The sequence below is a fragment of the Rhizobium sp. Rhizsp82 genome (assembly GCF_047325115.1).
GTDB lineage: Bacteria > Pseudomonadota > Alphaproteobacteria > Rhizobiales > Rhizobiaceae > Rhizobium.
In genome coordinates, this window is the sequence record NZ_CP168571.1 from 241,237 (window position 1) to 258,593 (window position 17,357).

Sequence of the window (17,357 nt, forward strand, 5' to 3'; positions counted from 1 at the left end):
AAGGGGCGCCGGGTAACCAGCGCCCCGATCGCCTTAGTTGTCGAAACCGACCTTGTCGACGAGCGCGCTCGCCTCCTTGCGGTAGCCGACGATCTCGGCAAGCGGCTTGCTGTCGATCTTCAACTCGCCGAAGGAGGCGATGATCGGATCGACCGAGGCGCCAGCCTTGACCGGATATTCGTAGTTGGCTTCAGCATAGATCTTCTGCGCCTCGTCGGAGACGAGATATTCGAGAAGCTTCACGGCTTCGGCCTTGTTCGGCGCGTGCTTTGCAACAGCCGCACCGCTGATGTTGACCTGCGTGCCGCCGTTCTTGAAGGTCGGCAGGACAACCTTGATCGCCTCGCCCCACTTCACCTGATCCTCGCCGCCCTTACCGGAGCGCATGAGGCCGACATAGTAGGAATTGGCAATGGCGATATCGCAGACGCCGCCGAGGATGTCCTTGGCGCCGTCGCGGTCACCACCGGCCGCCTTGCGGGCGAGGTTGTCCTTGACGCCGGAAAGCCACTTCTCGGTTTCGGCTTCGCCGTAATGGGCAATGTAGTCGGCAAACAGAGCCGTGTTGTACGGATGCTGGCCCGAACGGATGCAGATCTTGCCCTTCCACTTGGGATCGGCGAGGTCTTCGTAGTTGAAGGCCGTCAGATCGACATCCTTGGCGGCGTAGAGCACGCGGGCGCGCATCGACAGGCCGAACCAGTAGCCCTTCGCATCGCGAAGCTGTTCCGGAATGGCGGCGTTGAGCGTTGCGGATTCGATCGGCTGGGTGACGCCCTTTTCGGCGAGATCGACCAGATTGCCGGCGTCGACGGCCATCAGGATATCTGCCGGAGAGGCTTCGCCTTCGCTTGCCACGCGTTCGGCAAGACCATCCTTCAGGAACACGGTGTTGACCTTGGTGCCGGTCTTTGCCGTGTAGGCTTCCAGAAGCGGCGCGATCAGCGCCGGCTCTCTTGTCGTGTAGAGATTGAGCTCGGCGGCCGAAACAGTAACCGGAAGAGCGCACAGAGAAACAGCGGCGAATGCCGCGGACATTTTAACTTGCATCATATCTACCCCCGTAAATGAATGCGCCCCGTAGCTGCAGTTCTTGAGGGTAATAGTCAAGTTTTAAGCCGAAGCATCACGAAGACGTGATATGTCGGCGGCTCTCAAACGGAAGCGAAGACGCGGGCGTTCTCGACCGAAATCGTCACCGCACGCGCCGTTTCCGGCAGGCGCCGCATGGTCCGCGCTTTCAGCGGCGCGGCAAGGCCATCGACCGCAAGCGTCAGTTCCTCGACCTCGCCGTGGAAGGCTCGTCCCTCGATCCTGGCGGCGATGGCGCCGTCGCCGAGCGAGACCGCGACGTCCTGAAGCCGGATAAAGACCGTGGCCGCGTCCTGCTCCCCGAGATCGAGCTCGTGGGCGAAGCTGCCGATTGCCGTTTCCATCCGCCCGTTCCGGTTGATCCCGGGGATCTTGTTGGAGGGCGAGAAGAAATCCGCGGCATAGGCGCAGTTCGGCCGGTCATGCAGGTCGTAGCCGGAGCCCTGCTGAACGATCTCACCGGCGCGCATCAGCACGACACGGTCACCGGCCGACAAAGCTTCCTGCGGATCGTGGGTGACGATGATCGCGGTCGTGCCGAGCGAACGGATCAGCCCGATCGTCTCGCCGCGCACCTGATCGCGAAGGCCCTGGTCGAGATTGGAGAAGGGCTCGTCCATCAGGAGAATTCGCGGCCGCGGAGCGAGCGCCCGGGCCAGCGCGACACGCTGCTGCTCGCCGCCCGAGAGCATATGCGGATAGCGATCGATGAGATGCGCGATGCCGGCAATGCGGACAACCTCGTCGGCCATCGCTGCTGCTTCGGCCTTCGGGCGCTTGCGCAGGCCGAAGAGAATGTTCTCCATCGCCGTCAGATGCGGAAAGAGCGCGTAGTCCTGAAATACGAAGCCGATATTGCGTGCCTCGGGCTCGACGAAGCGCTGCGCCCCGGATACTTCCTCGCCGTCGAGCCGCACGGAGCCGGCATCCGGCCGTTCGATCCCGGCGATGACGCGCAGCAAAGTCGACTTGCCGCAGCCGGAATGGCCGACCAGTGTGACGATCTCGCCGCGATTGACCGTCAGCGACAGCCCGGCAAGGGCTGCCTGCGCGCCGAAGCTGCGGCTGATGGTGCTGACTTCGAGAGCGGGTGAAGACGTCGGCGCCTGCATGCGGTTCCCTGAATTTGCGTTTCGATACCCCTTACTTCAGGAAGGCCGTGACATGCAAACCGCGCCGCGGGGAAGCAGCCGAAGCAAAAATGGCGCAGCCGCGCAAAATTTAGGCATCGGCGTACCGCTCCCGCGGAAAGCGGGCTGTGCCGCAAAGAGAAGTTGCGATACATGCTCTGTCAGCGAACGCCATCGAGCCCATCAGCCCCCGATCCCGAACGCTTCCATTTCTTCAGCACATGACCGCAGCACAAACCTTTGCTGCAGGAGGAATACCTATGGCCGTAGTGAGCGAAACCGCGCCGCGTTTCCAGAAGACGACAATGTCGATCCTGATGGCAGTCAGCTTCTGCCACATGCTGAACGACATCATGCAGTCGCTTCTTGCGTCGCTCTATCCGCTCTTCAAGGCCAATTATAACCTCGACTTCGTGCAGATCGGCCTGCTGACGATGACCTTCCAGGTCACGGCGTCGCTGCTACAGCCCTTCGTCGGCATCTTCACCGATCGCTGGCCGATGCCCTATTCGCTGCCGGTCGGCATGGCGAGCACCTTCTGCGGCCTGATCCTGCTCGGCAATGCCGGCAGCTTCGAGCTGCTGCTCGTCGCCGCCAGCCTCATCGGCTTCGGTTCGGCCGTCTTCCATCCGGAATCCTCGCGCGTTGCGCGTCTGGCCTCCGGCGGTCGCCACGGCTTCGCGCAGTCCTTCTTCCAGGTCGGCGGCAATGCCGGCCAGGCGATCGGCCCGCTGATTGCCGCCTTCATCGTCTTCCCGCTCGGCCAGCACAGCGTCTCCTGGCTGTCGGGCATCGCGCTCGTCGGCATGATCGTGCTCGGCTGGGTTGGTAACTGGTACATGAGCCACCGCCGCCAGAATGCCGGCAAGCCCGCCGTCAGCCGCACGCTGCCGCTGCCGCAGAACAAGGTCGTCGTCGCCCTGCTCATCCTCGTGTTGCTGACCGCGACCAAGAACGTCTACATGGCGAGCGTCTCCAGCTATTTCACCTTCTATGTGATCGACCGCTTCCAGCTCGGCGTTCAGCAGGCGCAGCTGATGCTCTTCCTGTTCCTCGGTTCCGTTGCCGTCGGCACCTTCCTCGGCGGCCCGATCGGCGACCGTCTCGGTGCCCGCTTCGTCATCTGGTTCTCGATCCTCGGCGTCATTCCCTTCGCACTGCTGCTGCCTTATGCGAACCTGTTCTGGACCGGTGTTCTCAGTGTGGTCATCGGCCTGATCTTCGCCTCCGCCTTCTCGGCAATCGTCGTTTTCGCGCAGGAGCTGGTGCCGGGCCGTGTCGGGTTGATTGCCGGTGTGTTCTTCGGCTTCGCCTTTGGCGCCGGCGGTCTCGGCGCTGCCTTTCTCGGCGATTTTGCCGATAGCCACGGCATCGAATTCGTCTATCGCATCTGCTCCTACCTGCCGCTGCTCGGCCTGCTGACGATCTTCCTGCCGAAGATACCGAAGCACGCCCACGCATGACCGGGCGCGTGACGCAGCGCGTCGCGTAAATTATCCTAAGGCCCTATCGCGCCGCATGCGTTCCAGGTGATAGCGTGCGGCGCAATGACATGCCGGAGGATGACATGACGAAGAAGACGGTTGGCGATTGGCAGGCTTTGGCCGAGAAGGAACTGAAAGCCTCGCCTGAGACGCTCGTCTGGAAGACGCCCGAGGGCATCGACGTCAAGCCGCTCTATACCGCCGACGATCTCGCCTCTGCCGATCATCTGGACAGCATGCCGGGCCTTGCGCCCTTCACCCGCGGACCGCGCGCCACGATGTATGCCGGGCGCCCCTGGACGATCCGCCAGTATGCCGGGTTCTCGACCGCCGAAGCCTCCAACGCCTTCTATCGCAAGGCGCTCGCCGCCGGTCAGCAGGGCGTGTCCGTCGCCTTCGATCTCGCTACCCACCGCGGCTATGACAGCGACCATCCGCGGGTCGAGGGCGATGTCGGCAAGGCCGGCGTGGCGATCGACAGCGTCGAGGACATGAAGATCCTGTTCGCCGGCATTCCGCTCGAAAAGATCTCGGTGTCGATGACGATGAACGGTGCCGTCATCCCGATCCTCGCCTCTTTCATCGTTGCGGGCGAAGAGCAGGGCGTGTCGCGCGCCGATCTCTCGGGGACCATCCAGAACGACATCCTCAAGGAGTTCATGGTCCGCAACACCTACATCTATCCGCCCGAGCCCTCGATGCGGATCGTGGCCGATATCATCGAATATACGGCCAGGGAGATGCCGAAGTTCAACTCGATCTCGATCTCCGGCTATCACATGCAGGAGGCGGGCGCGACGCTGGTGCAGGAGCTCGCCTTCACGCTGGCCGACGGGCGCGAATATGTGCGGGCGGCGATCGCCAAGGGACTGAACGTCGACGACTTCGCCGGCCGCCTCTCGTTCTTCTTCGCGATCGGCATGAACTTCTTCATGGAGGCCGCCAAGCTGCGTGCCGCCCGTCTGCTCTGGACGAAGATCATGGAGGAATTCGAGCCGAAGAAGGCCTCCTCGCTGATGCTGCGCACCCACTGCCAGACGTCAGGCGTCTCGCTGCAGGAGCAGGATCCCTACAACAATATCGTCAGAACCGCCTTCGAGGCGATGTCGGCGGTGCTCGGCGGCACGCAGTCGCTGCACACCAATTCCTTCGACGAGGCGATCGCGCTGCCGACGGAATTTTCGGCCCGCATCGCCCGTAACACGCAGCTGATCCTGCAGCACGAGACCGGCGTCACCAAGGTCGTCGATCCCCTCGCAGGCTCCTATTATGTCGAGAGCCTGACGAAGGAACTTGCCGACAAGGCCTGGGCGCTGATCGAGGAGGTCGAGGCGCTCGGCGGCATGACGAAGGCCGTCAACGAAGGCTTGCCCAAACGGTTGATCGAGGAAGCCGCGACGCGCCGTCAGGCGGCGGTCGACAAGGGCGACGAGGTGATCGTCGGCGTCAATAAATACCGGCTGGAAACTGAGGAAGAGCTGGAAATCCTGGCGATCGACAATGCCGCGGTGCGCGCCGCGCAGGTCAAGCGCATCGAGGATACCCGCCGCCGCCGTGACAGCGGCAAGGTGCGTGAGACGCTGGAAGCGCTCTCAGAGGTCGCCCGCAGCGGAGAGGGCAATCTGCTTGCCGCTGCCGTCGAGGCGGCGCGGGCACGCGCCACTGTCGGCGAGATATCGGATGCGATGCGCCAGGCCTTCGGCGATCACGCCGCGGTGCCCGAGGTGATCAGGGATGTCTATGGCGAAGCCTATCGCGATCAGCCGGAACTCGAAATCCTGAAGGCTCGCATGGCGGATATCAGCGCCAGCCTTGGCCGCAAGCCGAAGATCATGGTCGCCAAGCTCGGCCAGGACGGACACGACCGCGGTGCCAAGGTGATCGCCTCGGCCTTCGGCGATGTCGGCTTCGATGTGCTGGCCGGTCCGCTCTTCCAGACGCCTGATGAGGCGGCCGGCATGGCGCTGAACGAAAAGGTCAATGTCATCGGCGTCTCGTCGCTGGCTGCCGGCCACAAGACGCTGCTGCCGCAGCTGGTCGACGCGCTGAAGGCCAAGGGCGGTGGCGATGTCATCGTCGTCTGCGGCGGCGTCATTCCGCGGCAGGACTACCAGTTCCTCACCGACCACGGCGTTGCCGCCGTCTTCGGCCCCGGCACCAATGTGCTCGACGCCGCAAATTCGGTGCTCGACCTCCTGCAGGGGATCAGGCGCAATACGTGATCCCTCTCAGAAGCTGTCCTCGTCGCGCGACAGGCTCTTCTTGAAATGGGCGATGAAGCTCTTGATGATCGGCGAGGGCTCGACTTTCCGGTAGGCGATCGCCAGGTCCGAGGTGACCGAGGAGCCCTTCAGCCTGGTATAGGCAATTCCCGGCAGCTGCACGCATTGGAACGAGCGTGGCACCAGCGCCACGCCGGTGCCGAGCACGACCATGCTCGCGATGGTAATGAAGTCGCGGCCGGAGCTGTTGATATCCGGCACGAAACCTGCTTCCCGGCAGGCGGCGATCGTATTGCGGTGAAAGCCGACATCGGGCGGCTGGCGCGGGGTGATGAAGACTTCGCCGGCCAAGGATTTCAGCGCGACGGACGGCGATGCTGCGTGGGCGTGGTTCGCCGGCAGCGCCACGACGAATTCTTCGCGCATAGCGATCTCGGCCGCCAGCCCCGCTGGCAGCGCAATCGGCGGGCGGATGAAGCCGAGATCGAGCGTCTTGTCGGCGATCTTTTCCAGCTGCTGGCGCATTTCGATCTCGATCAGCTGAAACTCGACTCCGGGCCGCGACGCCTTGAACTTCGACAACGCATCGCCGAGCACGCCGGAATAGGCCGCCGAGGCGACATAGCCGACGGCGACGCGCTCCAGATCGCCCTTCGCCGCCCGGTGGACGGCCTCGACGGCGCTTTCCGCAAGTCCGAGAACACGCCGGCCCTGCTCTGCGAGCTCCAGTCCCGGCCGGGTCAGGCGCAGCGAGCGGCGGCTGCGATCCAGAAGCGATACGCCTAACAGCGCCTCGAGCTTGATGATCTGCTGGCTGAGACCCGGCTGCGCAATCCCGAGCCGCGCCGCGGCACGCTCGAAATTCTGCTCCTCGGCGAGGGCCACGAAATATCTCAGATGCCTGAGCTCGAGAGCTGCGCTACTGATCAAATGCCACCTCTTTTCATAATCCGCGCTTCTGAAAAACGCTGACGACCTTATTGGATCATCGAAATGAATCCGTCTAGTAACGTGACTGAAATTATCAAGTTTTGAGACGGATCGCCCCGTCCGGGTCTCCATGAGGTTGCCGTGCGCCTGAAGAATGTTTCGCTCGTCCTGCTGTCCACCGTTTGCGCAGCAGCGCTTCTTCCGGCCGCGGCCTTTGCACAGGAGCCTACCGAGCTTGCGCCGATCACCGTGCAGGGGCAGACCAAGGAAGATCCGAAGGCGCCGGTGAAGGGCTTTGTCGCCAAGACCAGCTCGACGGCGACGAAGACGGGAACGCCGATCCTCGAAACGCAGCAGTCGATCTCGGTGATCACGGCCGATCAGCTGAAGGCGCAGAACGCCCAGACCGTCGGCCAGGCGCTCGACTATACCCCCGGCGTCGTCAGCCAGCCAGGCGGCTCGGATCCGCGCTTCGACGCGCCGCGCATCCGTGGGTTCGATGGCCGCCAGTCGCAATATTTGAATGGTCTGAGACTGATGCGCACGGCCGGCGCGCCGGCGATCGATCCCTACCAGCTGGAGCGCATCGAAGTGCTGCGCGGCCCGGCCTCCGTGATGTTCGGTCAGGGCAATCCGGGCGGTATCATCAACCTGATCAGCAAGCGCCCGACCTTCGACAGCTTCGGCGAGATCGGCCTGCAGTTCGGCAGCTACGATACCTACGGCACCTATTTCGACGTCGGTGGCCCGGTCACCGACGGCTCGGACTTCGCCTATCGCGTCACCGGCCTTGCCCGCACCGCGAGCGCGCAGGTCGATGAGCTCGACAACGACCGCTATTTCATCGCCCCCGCTTTCACCTGGCAGCCCGACGAAGACACCAAGCTGACGATCCTGACGAGCGTGCAGCACGACAATCCAAGCACGCCGTCCGGCGTCCCGGCGCTCTTCGCCGATACGCTCGGCCGCGACTTCTATGTCGGCGACAAGAGTTTCGATCATTCCAACCGGACGCTGACCAATCTCGGTTATGAATTCGAGCACCGCCTCAACGACACCTGGACCTTCCGCCAGAACCTTCGCTACTCGAATTTCGACTGGAACTATCAGGCGCTGGGGATGTCTTCGACTGTTGCAAATCCCGCCTACGGTCCGGGCGTCGGAGCGGATGGCCATTCAATTCTTCGCAATGCGACCTTTCAGGACGAATTGCTCAATACGTTCAGCGTCGACAACAACCTGCTTGGTGAGTTTGAGACAGGTGATTTGGAGCATAAGCTCCTGGTGGGGCTCGACTACCGATATTTCAGCAACAACGTTCACACGCGATTCTTCCGGGCGACGCCGCTCGATATCTTGAACCCGGTCTATGGTGGTCCGATCAGTCTGCTCTCGCGAACCACTGACACGATAGTGGACACCGATCTTAGTCAGGTTGGCATCTATATTCAGGACGAGATGGCCTACAATAATTGGCGGGCAACCTTCGGGCTGCGTCAGGATTGGGCGAGCACTGAGGGCGACACGACCAATTTCCTGCCGGCAACGCCGGTCAGCAGATCACTGGATCAGAACGACCACAAGCTGACGGGCCGCGCGGGCCTGGGCTATGTTTTCGATAACGGTATTGCCCCTTACATCAACTATAGCACGTCGTTCGAACCGGTCGCGCCGTCGACCAGCTTGGCGAACCCTGTGCCGACCGAAGGCAAGCAGCTCGAGATTGGCGTGAAATATCAGCCTGATGGTTGGGACGGATTTTTCTCTGCAGCGGTCTACGATCTCCGCCAGAAGAATGTTTCGAACACCCAGAGCATTGGCGGCACTTCGGTGACCAATCAGATCGGCGAAGTCCGTGTCAGAGGTGTTGAGCTCGAAGGTGTAACGAGCCTGACCGATGGCCTGAATCTTCGCGCAGCCTATACCTACACGGATGCCAAGGCTGATGCGCCCGGGACATTGCTGAACGGCCTTCCGCTCGACAACGTTCCCGAACACGCCGCCAGCCTCTGGGTCGATTACAGCTTTGCCGAAGGCTCTCCGCTCGAAGGTGTAGGCATCGGTGCCGGTGTTCGCTATGTCGGCGAGCGCTATGGATATGCCACATACGGCAGCCCTGCAGCGCTGCATATCTACGACCTCGACGCCGTCACCCTCTTCGATGCGGCGCTGACCTACAAGAAGGAAGGCATCACCGCCTCGCTCAATTTCCGCAACCTTGCCGACAAGGACTATATCGCCAGCTGCAGCTCGTTCGGCTGCACCTATGGCGACGGGCGCACGGTGATGGGCAAGCTGACGTTCAATTGGTAACCAGCAGCCGGCTGCGATCTGCAGCCGGCCTAAGCCTCGTCGAGCGCAGCTCAGCGGAAGGCGGCGAGGTTTTCCTTCAGCCATTGCGGCAGGCTCTTCGGCGGCGTGCCGGTCAGCGCCTCGACGGTCGAGGTCGTCTCGCCGAGAACGGATTCGCGGAAGACCTGGTCGAGACCGAGCAGCAGTTCGGCGACGAAGGGCGGCAGACCGCCTGCCAACAGTGCCGCATGCTGTTGTTCCGGCGAGCGATGTCCGTAAGTGACTGGCCGTCCGAGCTGGGCGGAAAGCTCGGCGGCGACTTCCGCCATCGTCCAGGCGCGCGAACCCGTCAGGTGATAGGCGCGCTGCGACCACGGCCAGACTTCTTCCAGCAGGGCGGCGCGTGCCGCTCTTGCAATGTCGGCGGTGTCGATGAAATTCACCCGGCCGTTTCCGGCCGCGCCCGCCCATTGTCCGGTAGCGATCTCGGCCGCCGACCGTTTCAGGATATCGGGAAAGGCGGATGGCCGCAGCACGGTGGAGGCGACCGGCTGGCGCGCGAGATGCGCCTCGATCTCCATGTGCCAGGCGAAGGGGTTGAGCCGGGTTGCCGGGCCGAGTGCCGAGAGCTTGACGATATGGCGCACCCCGGCGCCAACGGCGGCATCGATCAATGCGATCTCGTTGGTCACCTGCCGCGCAGAGGTGCCATGCGAGAGAAACAGACGGTCCGCACCCGAAAGCGCTGACGCCAAAGTCTCCGGCCGGTCGAAATCGATGACGGCGATCTCCGCGCCTTCGGCTATGCCGGTGGCGTCGGGCCGGCGGGTCAGCGCCACCGGGGTCATGGGATCAGCGGTCAGAAGCCGGGTAAGTTCGGCGCCGACGCGGCCGGTGGAACCGGCGATTGCGATGCGGCTGGTCGAAGCGGATTGCAAAGATTCGTTTGGCATGGAGGCACAACCTATGTATCTTGGAACGACTGTTCCATTATAGTTGAACCGATCGTTCCAAGATGTCAAGCGAGGATGCATGAGCGGAAAACCGCAATTCGACGAGGCTGCCGTTATCGATGCCGCCCTGATCGTCTTCTGGCGCCAGGGCTATGCGGCGGCCTCGATCAGCGACCTGACGGAGGCGACCGGCCTTTCACGCTCAAGCATCTATCAACGCTTCGGCGACAAGGACGGACTGTTTCGCGAGGCGCTGGCGGCCTATACGCGGCGCGTGCTTGCGCGCATGAACGGCGCCGAGGCGCCCTCCGCACGCGGCGCCGTCGAGGCGATCCTGCGCGGCTTCTTGCCGGAACAGCCGATAAGCCGTCCGGCCGGCTGCCTGATTGCCCGAAGCTGCGTGGAAAAGGGTGAGTTGAGCGCAGAAGGGCAGGCGGCGGCCCTGCAGGCGGCAGCCGATCAGCGGCAGATCTTCGCTGCGCTACTGCGCCGGGCGATTGCCACGGGCGAGCTCAGCCGGGATGCGGACGTGGAGGCGCTCGCCTGGTACTATCTCGGCGTGCTGCAGGCAGTGCTGAATTTCCCGAATGCCGGCGCAGACAGCAGCGCGCTCCATCATATGATCGATGTCGCGATGATGGCCTGGCCGCGCCTGTGAATCTCAAACGCCCGGCTGGCCGCCGAAATAGTTGAAATAGGCCCAGGCGATAGCGAAAAGGGCCACGATGGTCAGCACCACGATCAGCTTGCGCAGCGCCGGGTTGATCTGGCGCGGGGGCTTCGGCTTGTTCGGCTTTTTGAATTTGATGACGTTGTCGTTCATGGCACGGTTCTAACCCGATTTTCCGGCGCAGGGCAATCGGCGGTCAGAGGAGACTGCGCTTTGCGAGATTGCCCATCAGCGCCGAGATGCCGAAGGTCCAGGGCGGGCATTCGGTGGAGAGGCGCACGGTATTGGCAAGCGTCCCAAGCCCCGCCGAGGAGATCTCGACGATATCGCCGATCTTGTGGGTAAAGCCCTGATTCTTGGCATCGCGATCCTGCGTCGGCGCAAACAGCGTGCCGAGGAACAGCATGAAGCCGTCAGGATACTGGTGATGGGCGCCGCAGGTCTGCTTGACGAGATCGGCCGGGTCGCGGCTGATCTTCGACATCGAGCTCTTGCCATGCAGGACGAAGCCGTCTTCGCCGGTTACCTTGAGGTCGAGCTCGGCCTTGCGCACGTCATCCAGCGTGAAGCTCTGGTCGAACAGGCGGATGAACGGGCCGATCGAGCAGGAGGCGTTGTTATCCTTCGCCTTGCCGAGCAGCAGCGCCGAGCGGCCCTCGACGTCGCGCAGGTTGACGTCGTTGCCGAGCGTCGCGCCCTTGATCTCGCCGCGGCTGTTTACCGCGAGCACGATTTCCGGCTCCGGATTGTTCCAGGTGGAGATCGGGTGCAGGCCGACATCCGCACCCCAGCCGACCGAGGACAGGACCGGCGACTTGGTGAAGACCTCGGCATCCGGGCCGATGCCGACTTCCAGATATTGCGACCACATGCCCTCTTCGATCAGCGCCTGCTTGACCTTGGCGGCTTCCGGCGAGCCGGCCTTGATATTGGCAAGGCTGCCGCCGATCAGCGCGCCGACGCGGTCACGGATCGAGGCGGCGCGGTCAGGATTGCCGGCCGCCTTTTCCTCGATGACGCGCTCGATCATCGACTGCGCGAAGGTGACGCCGCAGGCTTTGATCGCCTGCAGGTCGGCGGGAGCCAGAAGATAGGGCTTCGATGCATCGGGCTTGCCGCTGCTGTTCTTGGAAACATCGTCAAGCGTGCCGATCGCCTCGCCCTTCGCGGCGCGCACGAAGGCGGCCGGATCGTCCCGCTCGAGAAGCGCGCTCAGCGTCGGTGCATCCCTGGAGGTGATGTCGATCAGCTGTCCGTCGCGGATGGTGACGATCGACGGGCCTGAAACCTTGGGGTTCCAGACGCGGCCGACGAAGAGACCGGCCGAGGCGGCGGCGTCGAGAAGCTGAGACATGATGAGCCCTCCAATGCTGATGAGCGATCGCTCATTTTATCATCTGATTGCCGCCCTCCAGCAGCGCCGGAAATCGATCACATTCGCTCCGCGGCGGCAAGGCCGGTTGCCGGAAAAACAGACTGCACGTTTGGTTGAAAGGCTAGATTTCGGACTTGCGGCAGAGCTCTCAGCGTCTAGGGTCGGGACCGGCTTTCAAACGTGTACCCGGGGAGAGGAGGCCCCGTCCGCAATGCTGAAATCCTTCGAACATGTCGGCATGACCGTCAGCAATATGGACCAGGCCGTTGCATTCTATTGCGATCTTCTCGGCCTGACGCTGCATCTCAGGAAAAAGACCGATGACGGCTCGGATCTCGCCTTTCTCGATGCCGGCGGCGGCATGCTGGAGATCATCGCGCCGGTGAACGGCGCCAAGCGGGCCGTCGATGTGCCAGACGATACCGCCGGGCTCCGCCATCTGACTTTCCTTTACACAAGCGTCGATGAAACCTTTGCCAAACTCGAGGCGGCCGGCGTCGATCTCAAGGAGCGGCCGCGCTTCACCTACAACCCCGAAGTGCTGCACAAGGTGGCCTTCGTGCGCGATCCCGACGGCATCATCATCGAGCTTGCCGAGCGTAAAAACTAAAGCCCCGCGACAAACAATTCTTGCTCGGATTTTACATGCGCAAGTAACGACTCCGTAAGTCTGCTCTGGCAGTCTCCTCTGTAGATTAAATTACATATTTCAGTTGGATACCATGAGCCGTAACAAAGACGATTGGATCAATCAGCGCGCCTATTCCATCTGGGAAGAAGAGGGCCGCCCGCATGATCGCGGCGGCGCTCACTGGCAGCAGGCCGCCGCCGAATACGAGCAGTTGGAAAGAACACGCGCCTCGGCGGATGGAAATGAGCTGATCGAGATGCTGCGCCGTACCGGCCGGCTGATGCGCGCTGCCGAAAACGATGCTCTGCGCGTGGTCCGGCCGGAACAGAAGCCGGCGCGCAAGGCCATCAGGCGCGCATAAAAATTCTCATATTGCGGGAACTTTAATTCTCCTTCCGCGTTTAATCGGATCGGTTTGCGCGGCTGGGAGGGCCTGATCCGCAATGCGAGCCATTCGCGTTCTCTCTACGATCATCACGCTTTTCATCATTCTCGGCCTCGCTTTCTTCTTCCTTGCCTGGAATTCGGAGATAGCGCCGCAGAAAGTCGCCGACCGGCAGCCGTTCGATCCCGCCTTGGTCGCCCATGGCGCCAGCCTCGCGGCGGTCGGAAACTGTATTGCCTGTCATACGGTTCCCGGGAAGGAGGCGTTTTCCGGGGGCCTGAAGCTGCCGACGCCTTTCGGGACGATCTATTCGACGAACATCACCCCGGATGAAGAGACCGGCATCGGTCTCTGGAGCGAGGCGGCCTTCCAGCGTGCCATGCGTCATGGTGTCGACCGGCAGGGGGAACACCTCTATCCGGCTTTCCCCTATGATCATTTCACCCGGGTCACCGACGAGGACAACAAGGCGCTCTATGCCTATCTGATGACGCGCACGCCGGTGAAGGCGACGGCGCCGAAGAACGAGCTGCCTTTCCCGCTCGATGTCCGCCCGATCCTTGCCGGCTGGAAGCTGCTGTTCTTCGATGACGGCGCCTTTGCGCCCGATCCGCAGCAGAGCGATGAATGGAACCGCGGCGCCTATCTCGCCGAAGGTCTCGGCCATTGCGGCGCCTGCCACACGCCGCGCAATTCGCTCGGCGCTGAAGACAAGGCGAAGCATTTCGCCGGCGGCGAGGCGGAGGGCTGGCAGGCCTATGCGATCAATGCCGATAGCCGCGCGCCGATCCCCTGGGACAAGGATGCGATCGCCTTCTATCTGCGCCACGGCTATCACGAATTGCACGGCGTCTCGCGCGGCCCGATGGCGGAGGTCACCGGCAATCTCGCAGCGCTTCCGGATGCCGATGTCGAGGCGATCGCCACCTATGTCGCTTCCGGCATGGGCGAGCCGTCCGCCGATCGCGCCGCCAAGGGCGAGGAGCTGAAGAAGCAGTTCGGTTCGGAGGCCGACGGCATCGTGACGGCAGCCGTCGATGCCAAACCATCCGGCGATCTCGCTTCACATCCCGGCGCGCAGATCTACATGGCCACCTGCGCCAGCTGTCACGAGGCGGGCAAGAAGCCGCCCTTCGGCGGCATGAACTTCCACCTCAGCACCGCAGTCAACGCGCCGAACCCGCAGAACATCATCAACGTCACCCTGTTCGGCCTGCCGCCGGCCGATGGCCAGGCAAGCGCGGTCATGCCCGCCTTCGGCGGCGCATTGAACGACCAGCAGGTTGCCGATCTCCTCGGCTATCTCCGCCAGCGCTTCGCCGATGGCAAACCGGCGTGGGCCGATCTGCCGCAACAGGTGGGCCGCACCCGATCCGGCGATTATTTCGTCGCCGTCCGTCCTTCCGAAGGCATTGAAAGGGCGCCGTCCAATGTCGGCGCAAAGGCAGCGCAATGACGACACTCAATGTGAATGGACAGAGCCATCAGATCGACAGCGAGCCGGATACGCCGCTGCTCTATGTTCTCAGAAACGATCTCGAGCTCAATGCCGCCAAGTTCGGCTGCGGTCTCGGCCAGTGCGGCGCCTGCACCGTCATGGTCGATGGACAGGCGGTGCTTTCCTGCGTCACGCCGCTGATCGCGGTCGAGGGCAAGGAGATCGTCACCGTCGAGGGTCTCGGGACGATCGACAAGCCCGGACCGCTGCAGGCCGCCTTCATCGAAAAGCAGTCGGCGCAATGCGGCTACTGTATCGCCGGGATGATGATGAGCGCTGCGGCACTGCTGAAGCAGAACGCCAAGCCGAGCGACGACGAGATCCGCAACGCGCTGCGCACCAATCTCTGTCGATGCGGCACGCATATGCGCATTCTCGCCGCCGTCCGGCGCGCGAGCGAGCTCATGGAGGCCGCCGAATTGCCGGCCGCAAACAGGAGTGCCGGCTGATGGACATTCTCACCAGGGACGAAATCACCCGCCGCGGCCTGCTTGCCGGAACCGGCGCCCTCGTCGTCAGCTTCTCCGTTGTCCGGGCCTTTGCGCAGGACGCGCCCGCTGCGGCACCCGACAAGCCCAAGCTGCCGGGCAGCCTTGATGACGACCGTTATCTCGATAGCTGGATCAGGATCGATGCCGATGGCAGGATCACCGTGTTCACCGGCAAGGCGGAGCTCGGACAGGGCATCCGCACGCCGCTGATCCAGGTGGCGGCGGAAGAGCTGGAGGTTGAGCCCGGCGACATCACGCTGGTCACTGCCGATACCGGCCGCACGCCCGATGAAGGCTTCACGGCCGGAAGCCAGTCGATGCAGAACAGCGGCACGGCGATCCGCAATGCGGCGGCGCAGGTGCGCGAGATGTTGATCGCCGAAGCCGCGCGCCGCTTCTCGCTGCCGCCCGAACAGCTGAAGGCGCAGAAGAAATCGGTCAGCGGTCCTGATGGAAAATCTGCGACCTACGGCGAACTCGTTGCCGGTCAGTTTCTGCATGTCGAAGCGCAGCCGAAATCGAAGCTGAAGGCGCCGGATATGCTGCGTGTCATCGGCCGGGATGTGCAGCGCGTCGATATTCCCGGAAAGGTCACCGGCGGCGTTGCCTATGTTCAGGATCTGAAGCTGGAGGGCATGGTGCATGCCCGCGTCATCCGCCCGCCAAGCTATGGCGCGACGCTGAAGGAACTCGACGCCACGCCGATCGAAGCAATGCCCGGCGTCGTCTCGGTCATCCGCGACGGCAATTTCCTCGCCGTCGTCGCCGACCGCGAATGGCATGTGGTCAAGGCGATGCGCGCGTTGGAGAAAGTAGCCCACTGGGATGAGCCGGCAACGCTGCCGGACCAGGCCGATCTCTACACCGTTCTTGTCGGCATGGAGAAGGAGGTCGGCACCGTTGCGGAATCGGGTGCACCCGCCTTTCCTAACGGCGCAACCTACGAGGCGACCTTCACGCGGCCCTACCATATGCATGGTTCGATTGGTCCCTCCTGCGGCGTGGCACATCTGAAGCAGGACGGCATGATCGACGTCTGGTCGCATACGCAGGGTGTCTTTCCGGATCGCACGGCGATCGCTCAGATGATCGGCCTGCCGGAGGACAAGGTGCGGGTGATCCATATGGAGGGCTCCGGCTGCTATGGCCATAACGGCGCCGATGACGCGGCCGCGGATGCGGCGCTGATCGCCATGAAGGTCCCCGGCCGTCCGGTCCGCGTCCAGTGGATGCGCGAGCAGGAGCATGGCTGGGAGCCTTATGGGCCGGGTATGGTGACCAAGGTCAGGGCATCGCTCGACGCTTCCGGCAAGATCGACAACTGGACCTACGATCTCTGGAGCAACTCGCATGGCACTCGTCCCGGCGATGCCGGATCGCTGCTTGCCGGGCGCACCAAGGCGGATGCAGTGCCGCTGAAACTGCCGAAGCTTTCGATCAATCCGAACGGCAATGGCGACCGCAATGCCGATCCCCTCTATGCGATCCCGAACCGGAAGATCCTGTGGCATTTCCTGCCGGATATGCCGATCCGCGTCTCGGCGCTCCGCGGGCTCGGCGCCTATGCCAATGTCTTCTCGATCGAGAGCACGATGGATGAACTGGCGATCGCCGCCAAGGCCGATCCGGTCGAGTTCCGCCTGCGCCATCTTCAGGACAGCCGCGCCAGCGACGTCGTGAAAATGGCGGCGGAGAAATTCGGCTGGGGTCAGGGGGAGGTGCCGCAGGGCCATGGCCGCGGCTTCGCCTTTGCGCGCTACAAGAACCACGCCGCCTATCTGGCGCTGGCGCTCGAAGCGCGCATCGAGCGCGAAACCGGCCGCGTGCAGGTGCTCCGTGCCGTTGCCGCCATCGATAGTGGCCAGGCGGTCAATCCTGACGGCATCCGCAACCAGACGGAAGGCGGGATCCTGCAATCGATCAGCTGGACGCTCTACGAGCAGGTCACCTTCGACCGCACGCGGATCACCAGCACAGACTGGTCGAGCTATCCGATCCTGCGCTTTGCCAGCGTCCCTGAAAGTATCGAGGTGCATGTGGTCGACCGCCCCGGCCAGCCCTTCCTGGGCACCGGCGAGGCGGCGCAGGGGCCAACCTCGGCAGCCGTCGCCAACGCCATCCGCAACGCGACGGGCAAGCGTTTGACCGATCTGCCGCTGTCGCGCAGCCGGGTGCGTCAGGCGGCGGGTTTGGGATAAAAAGAG

At 63.1% G+C, this 17,357-nt stretch carries 15 protein-coding genes; 9 read left to right on the forward strand and 6 right to left on the reverse strand.

Translation table 11 applies throughout. The features are described from left to right. Positions 1-33: 33 nt before the first annotated feature. Complete coding sequence (locus tag ACEN84_RS25260; RefSeq protein WP_246777591.1) at positions 34-1,038, reverse strand: extracellular solute-binding protein; 1,005 nt, start codon at positions 1,036-1,038, stop codon at positions 34-36. A 116-nt stretch (positions 1,039-1,154) separates the two neighbouring features. Then, entirely contained in the window at positions 1,155-2,204 is a 1,050-nt protein-coding gene (locus ACEN84_RS25265) for an ABC transporter ATP-binding protein (RefSeq protein WP_413712095.1), read from the reverse strand. Positions 2,205-2,482: 278 nt separating this feature from the next. On the opposite strand from ACEN84_RS25265, the gene ACEN84_RS25270 reads away from it, so the two are divergent. Together ACEN84_RS25270 and scpA are read left to right on the forward strand one after the other, a co-directional pair. Then, on the forward strand, positions 2,483-3,685 hold the full coding sequence (locus ACEN84_RS25270) for an MFS transporter (protein ID WP_112714833.1): 1,203 nt from the start codon (positions 2,483-2,485) through the stop codon (positions 3,683-3,685). A gap of 104 nt (positions 3,686-3,789) precedes the next feature. Continuing rightward, positions 3,790-5,928 carry a methylmalonyl-CoA mutase gene (gene scpA / locus ACEN84_RS25275; RefSeq protein ID WP_413712096.1) on the forward strand — a complete coding sequence of 713 codons (2,139 nt, stop codon included), beginning with the start codon at positions 3,790-3,792 and terminating at the stop codon, positions 5,926-5,928. Positions 5,929-5,934: 6 nt separating this feature from the next. On the opposite strand, the gene ACEN84_RS25280 is transcribed toward scpA, so the two are convergent. Next, the gene (locus ACEN84_RS25280; RefSeq protein WP_413712097.1) at positions 5,935-6,858 is read right to left on the reverse strand and encodes a LysR family transcriptional regulator; all 924 of its coding nucleotides are present in this window, start codon (positions 6,856-6,858) and stop codon (positions 5,935-5,937) included. Positions 6,859-6,999: 141 nt separating this feature from the next. Here ACEN84_RS25280 and ACEN84_RS25285 point away from each other — a divergent pair, with 141 nt between their 5' ends. Beyond that, on the forward strand, positions 7,000-9,171 hold the full coding sequence (locus ACEN84_RS25285) for a TonB-dependent siderophore receptor (RefSeq protein ID WP_413712098.1): 2,172 nt from the start codon (positions 7,000-7,002) through the stop codon (positions 9,169-9,171). A gap of 50 nt (positions 9,172-9,221) precedes the next feature. On the opposite strand, the gene ACEN84_RS25290 is transcribed toward ACEN84_RS25285, so the two are convergent. Then, the gene (locus ACEN84_RS25290) at positions 9,222-10,103 is read right to left on the reverse strand and encodes an NmrA family NAD(P)-binding protein (protein ID WP_413712099.1); all 882 of its coding nucleotides are present in this window, start codon (positions 10,101-10,103) and stop codon (positions 9,222-9,224) included. Positions 10,104-10,182: 79 nt separating this feature from the next. Between ACEN84_RS25290 and ACEN84_RS25295 the strand changes: the two genes are divergently transcribed. Beyond that, positions 10,183-10,761, forward strand: coding sequence for a TetR/AcrR family transcriptional regulator (locus ACEN84_RS25295; protein WP_413712100.1), 579 nt, complete (start codon positions 10,183-10,185; stop codon positions 10,759-10,761). Between the two features lie 3 nt (positions 10,762-10,764). On the opposite strand, the gene ACEN84_RS25300 is transcribed toward ACEN84_RS25295, so the two are convergent. After that, positions 10,765-10,926, reverse strand: a complete 162-nt coding sequence (locus tag ACEN84_RS25300) for a hypothetical protein (protein WP_413712101.1) — start codon at positions 10,924-10,926, stop codon at positions 10,765-10,767. 43 nt (positions 10,927-10,969) lie between these two features. Further along, positions 10,970-12,127: a fumarylacetoacetate hydrolase family protein gene (locus ACEN84_RS25305; RefSeq protein ID WP_413712102.1), complete on the reverse strand. Its 1,158-nt coding sequence runs from the start codon at positions 12,125-12,127 to the stop codon at positions 10,970-10,972. A 232-nt stretch (positions 12,128-12,359) separates the two neighbouring features. On the opposite strand from ACEN84_RS25305, the gene ACEN84_RS25310 reads away from it, so the two are divergent. The 5 genes from ACEN84_RS25310 to ACEN84_RS25330 all read left to right on the forward strand — a co-directional run bounded on the left by ACEN84_RS25310 (position 12,360) and on the right by ACEN84_RS25330 (position 17,351). Then, on the forward strand, positions 12,360-12,758 hold the full coding sequence (locus tag ACEN84_RS25310; protein WP_413712103.1) for a VOC family protein: 399 nt from the start codon (positions 12,360-12,362) through the stop codon (positions 12,756-12,758). Between the two features lie 112 nt (positions 12,759-12,870). After that, entirely contained in the window at positions 12,871-13,140 is a 270-nt protein-coding gene (locus ACEN84_RS25315; protein WP_413712536.1) for a DUF2934 domain-containing protein, read from the forward strand. A gap of 82 nt (positions 13,141-13,222) precedes the next feature. Continuing rightward, a complete protein-coding gene (locus ACEN84_RS25320; RefSeq protein ID WP_413712104.1) occupies positions 13,223-14,620 on the forward strand; it encodes a c-type cytochrome in 1,398 nt (465 codons plus the stop codon). Further along, positions 14,617-15,111, forward strand: coding sequence for a (2Fe-2S)-binding protein (locus ACEN84_RS25325; RefSeq protein WP_130280581.1), 495 nt, complete (start codon positions 14,617-14,619; stop codon positions 15,109-15,111). Before ACEN84_RS25320 ends, ACEN84_RS25325 begins: the two co-directional genes overlap by 4 nt. Continuing rightward, complete coding sequence (locus tag ACEN84_RS25330; RefSeq protein ID WP_413712105.1) at positions 15,111-17,351, forward strand: molybdopterin cofactor-binding domain-containing protein; 2,241 nt, start codon at positions 15,111-15,113, stop codon at positions 17,349-17,351. Before ACEN84_RS25325 ends, ACEN84_RS25330 begins: the two co-directional genes overlap by 1 nt. Positions 17,352-17,357: the final 6 nt, after the last annotated feature.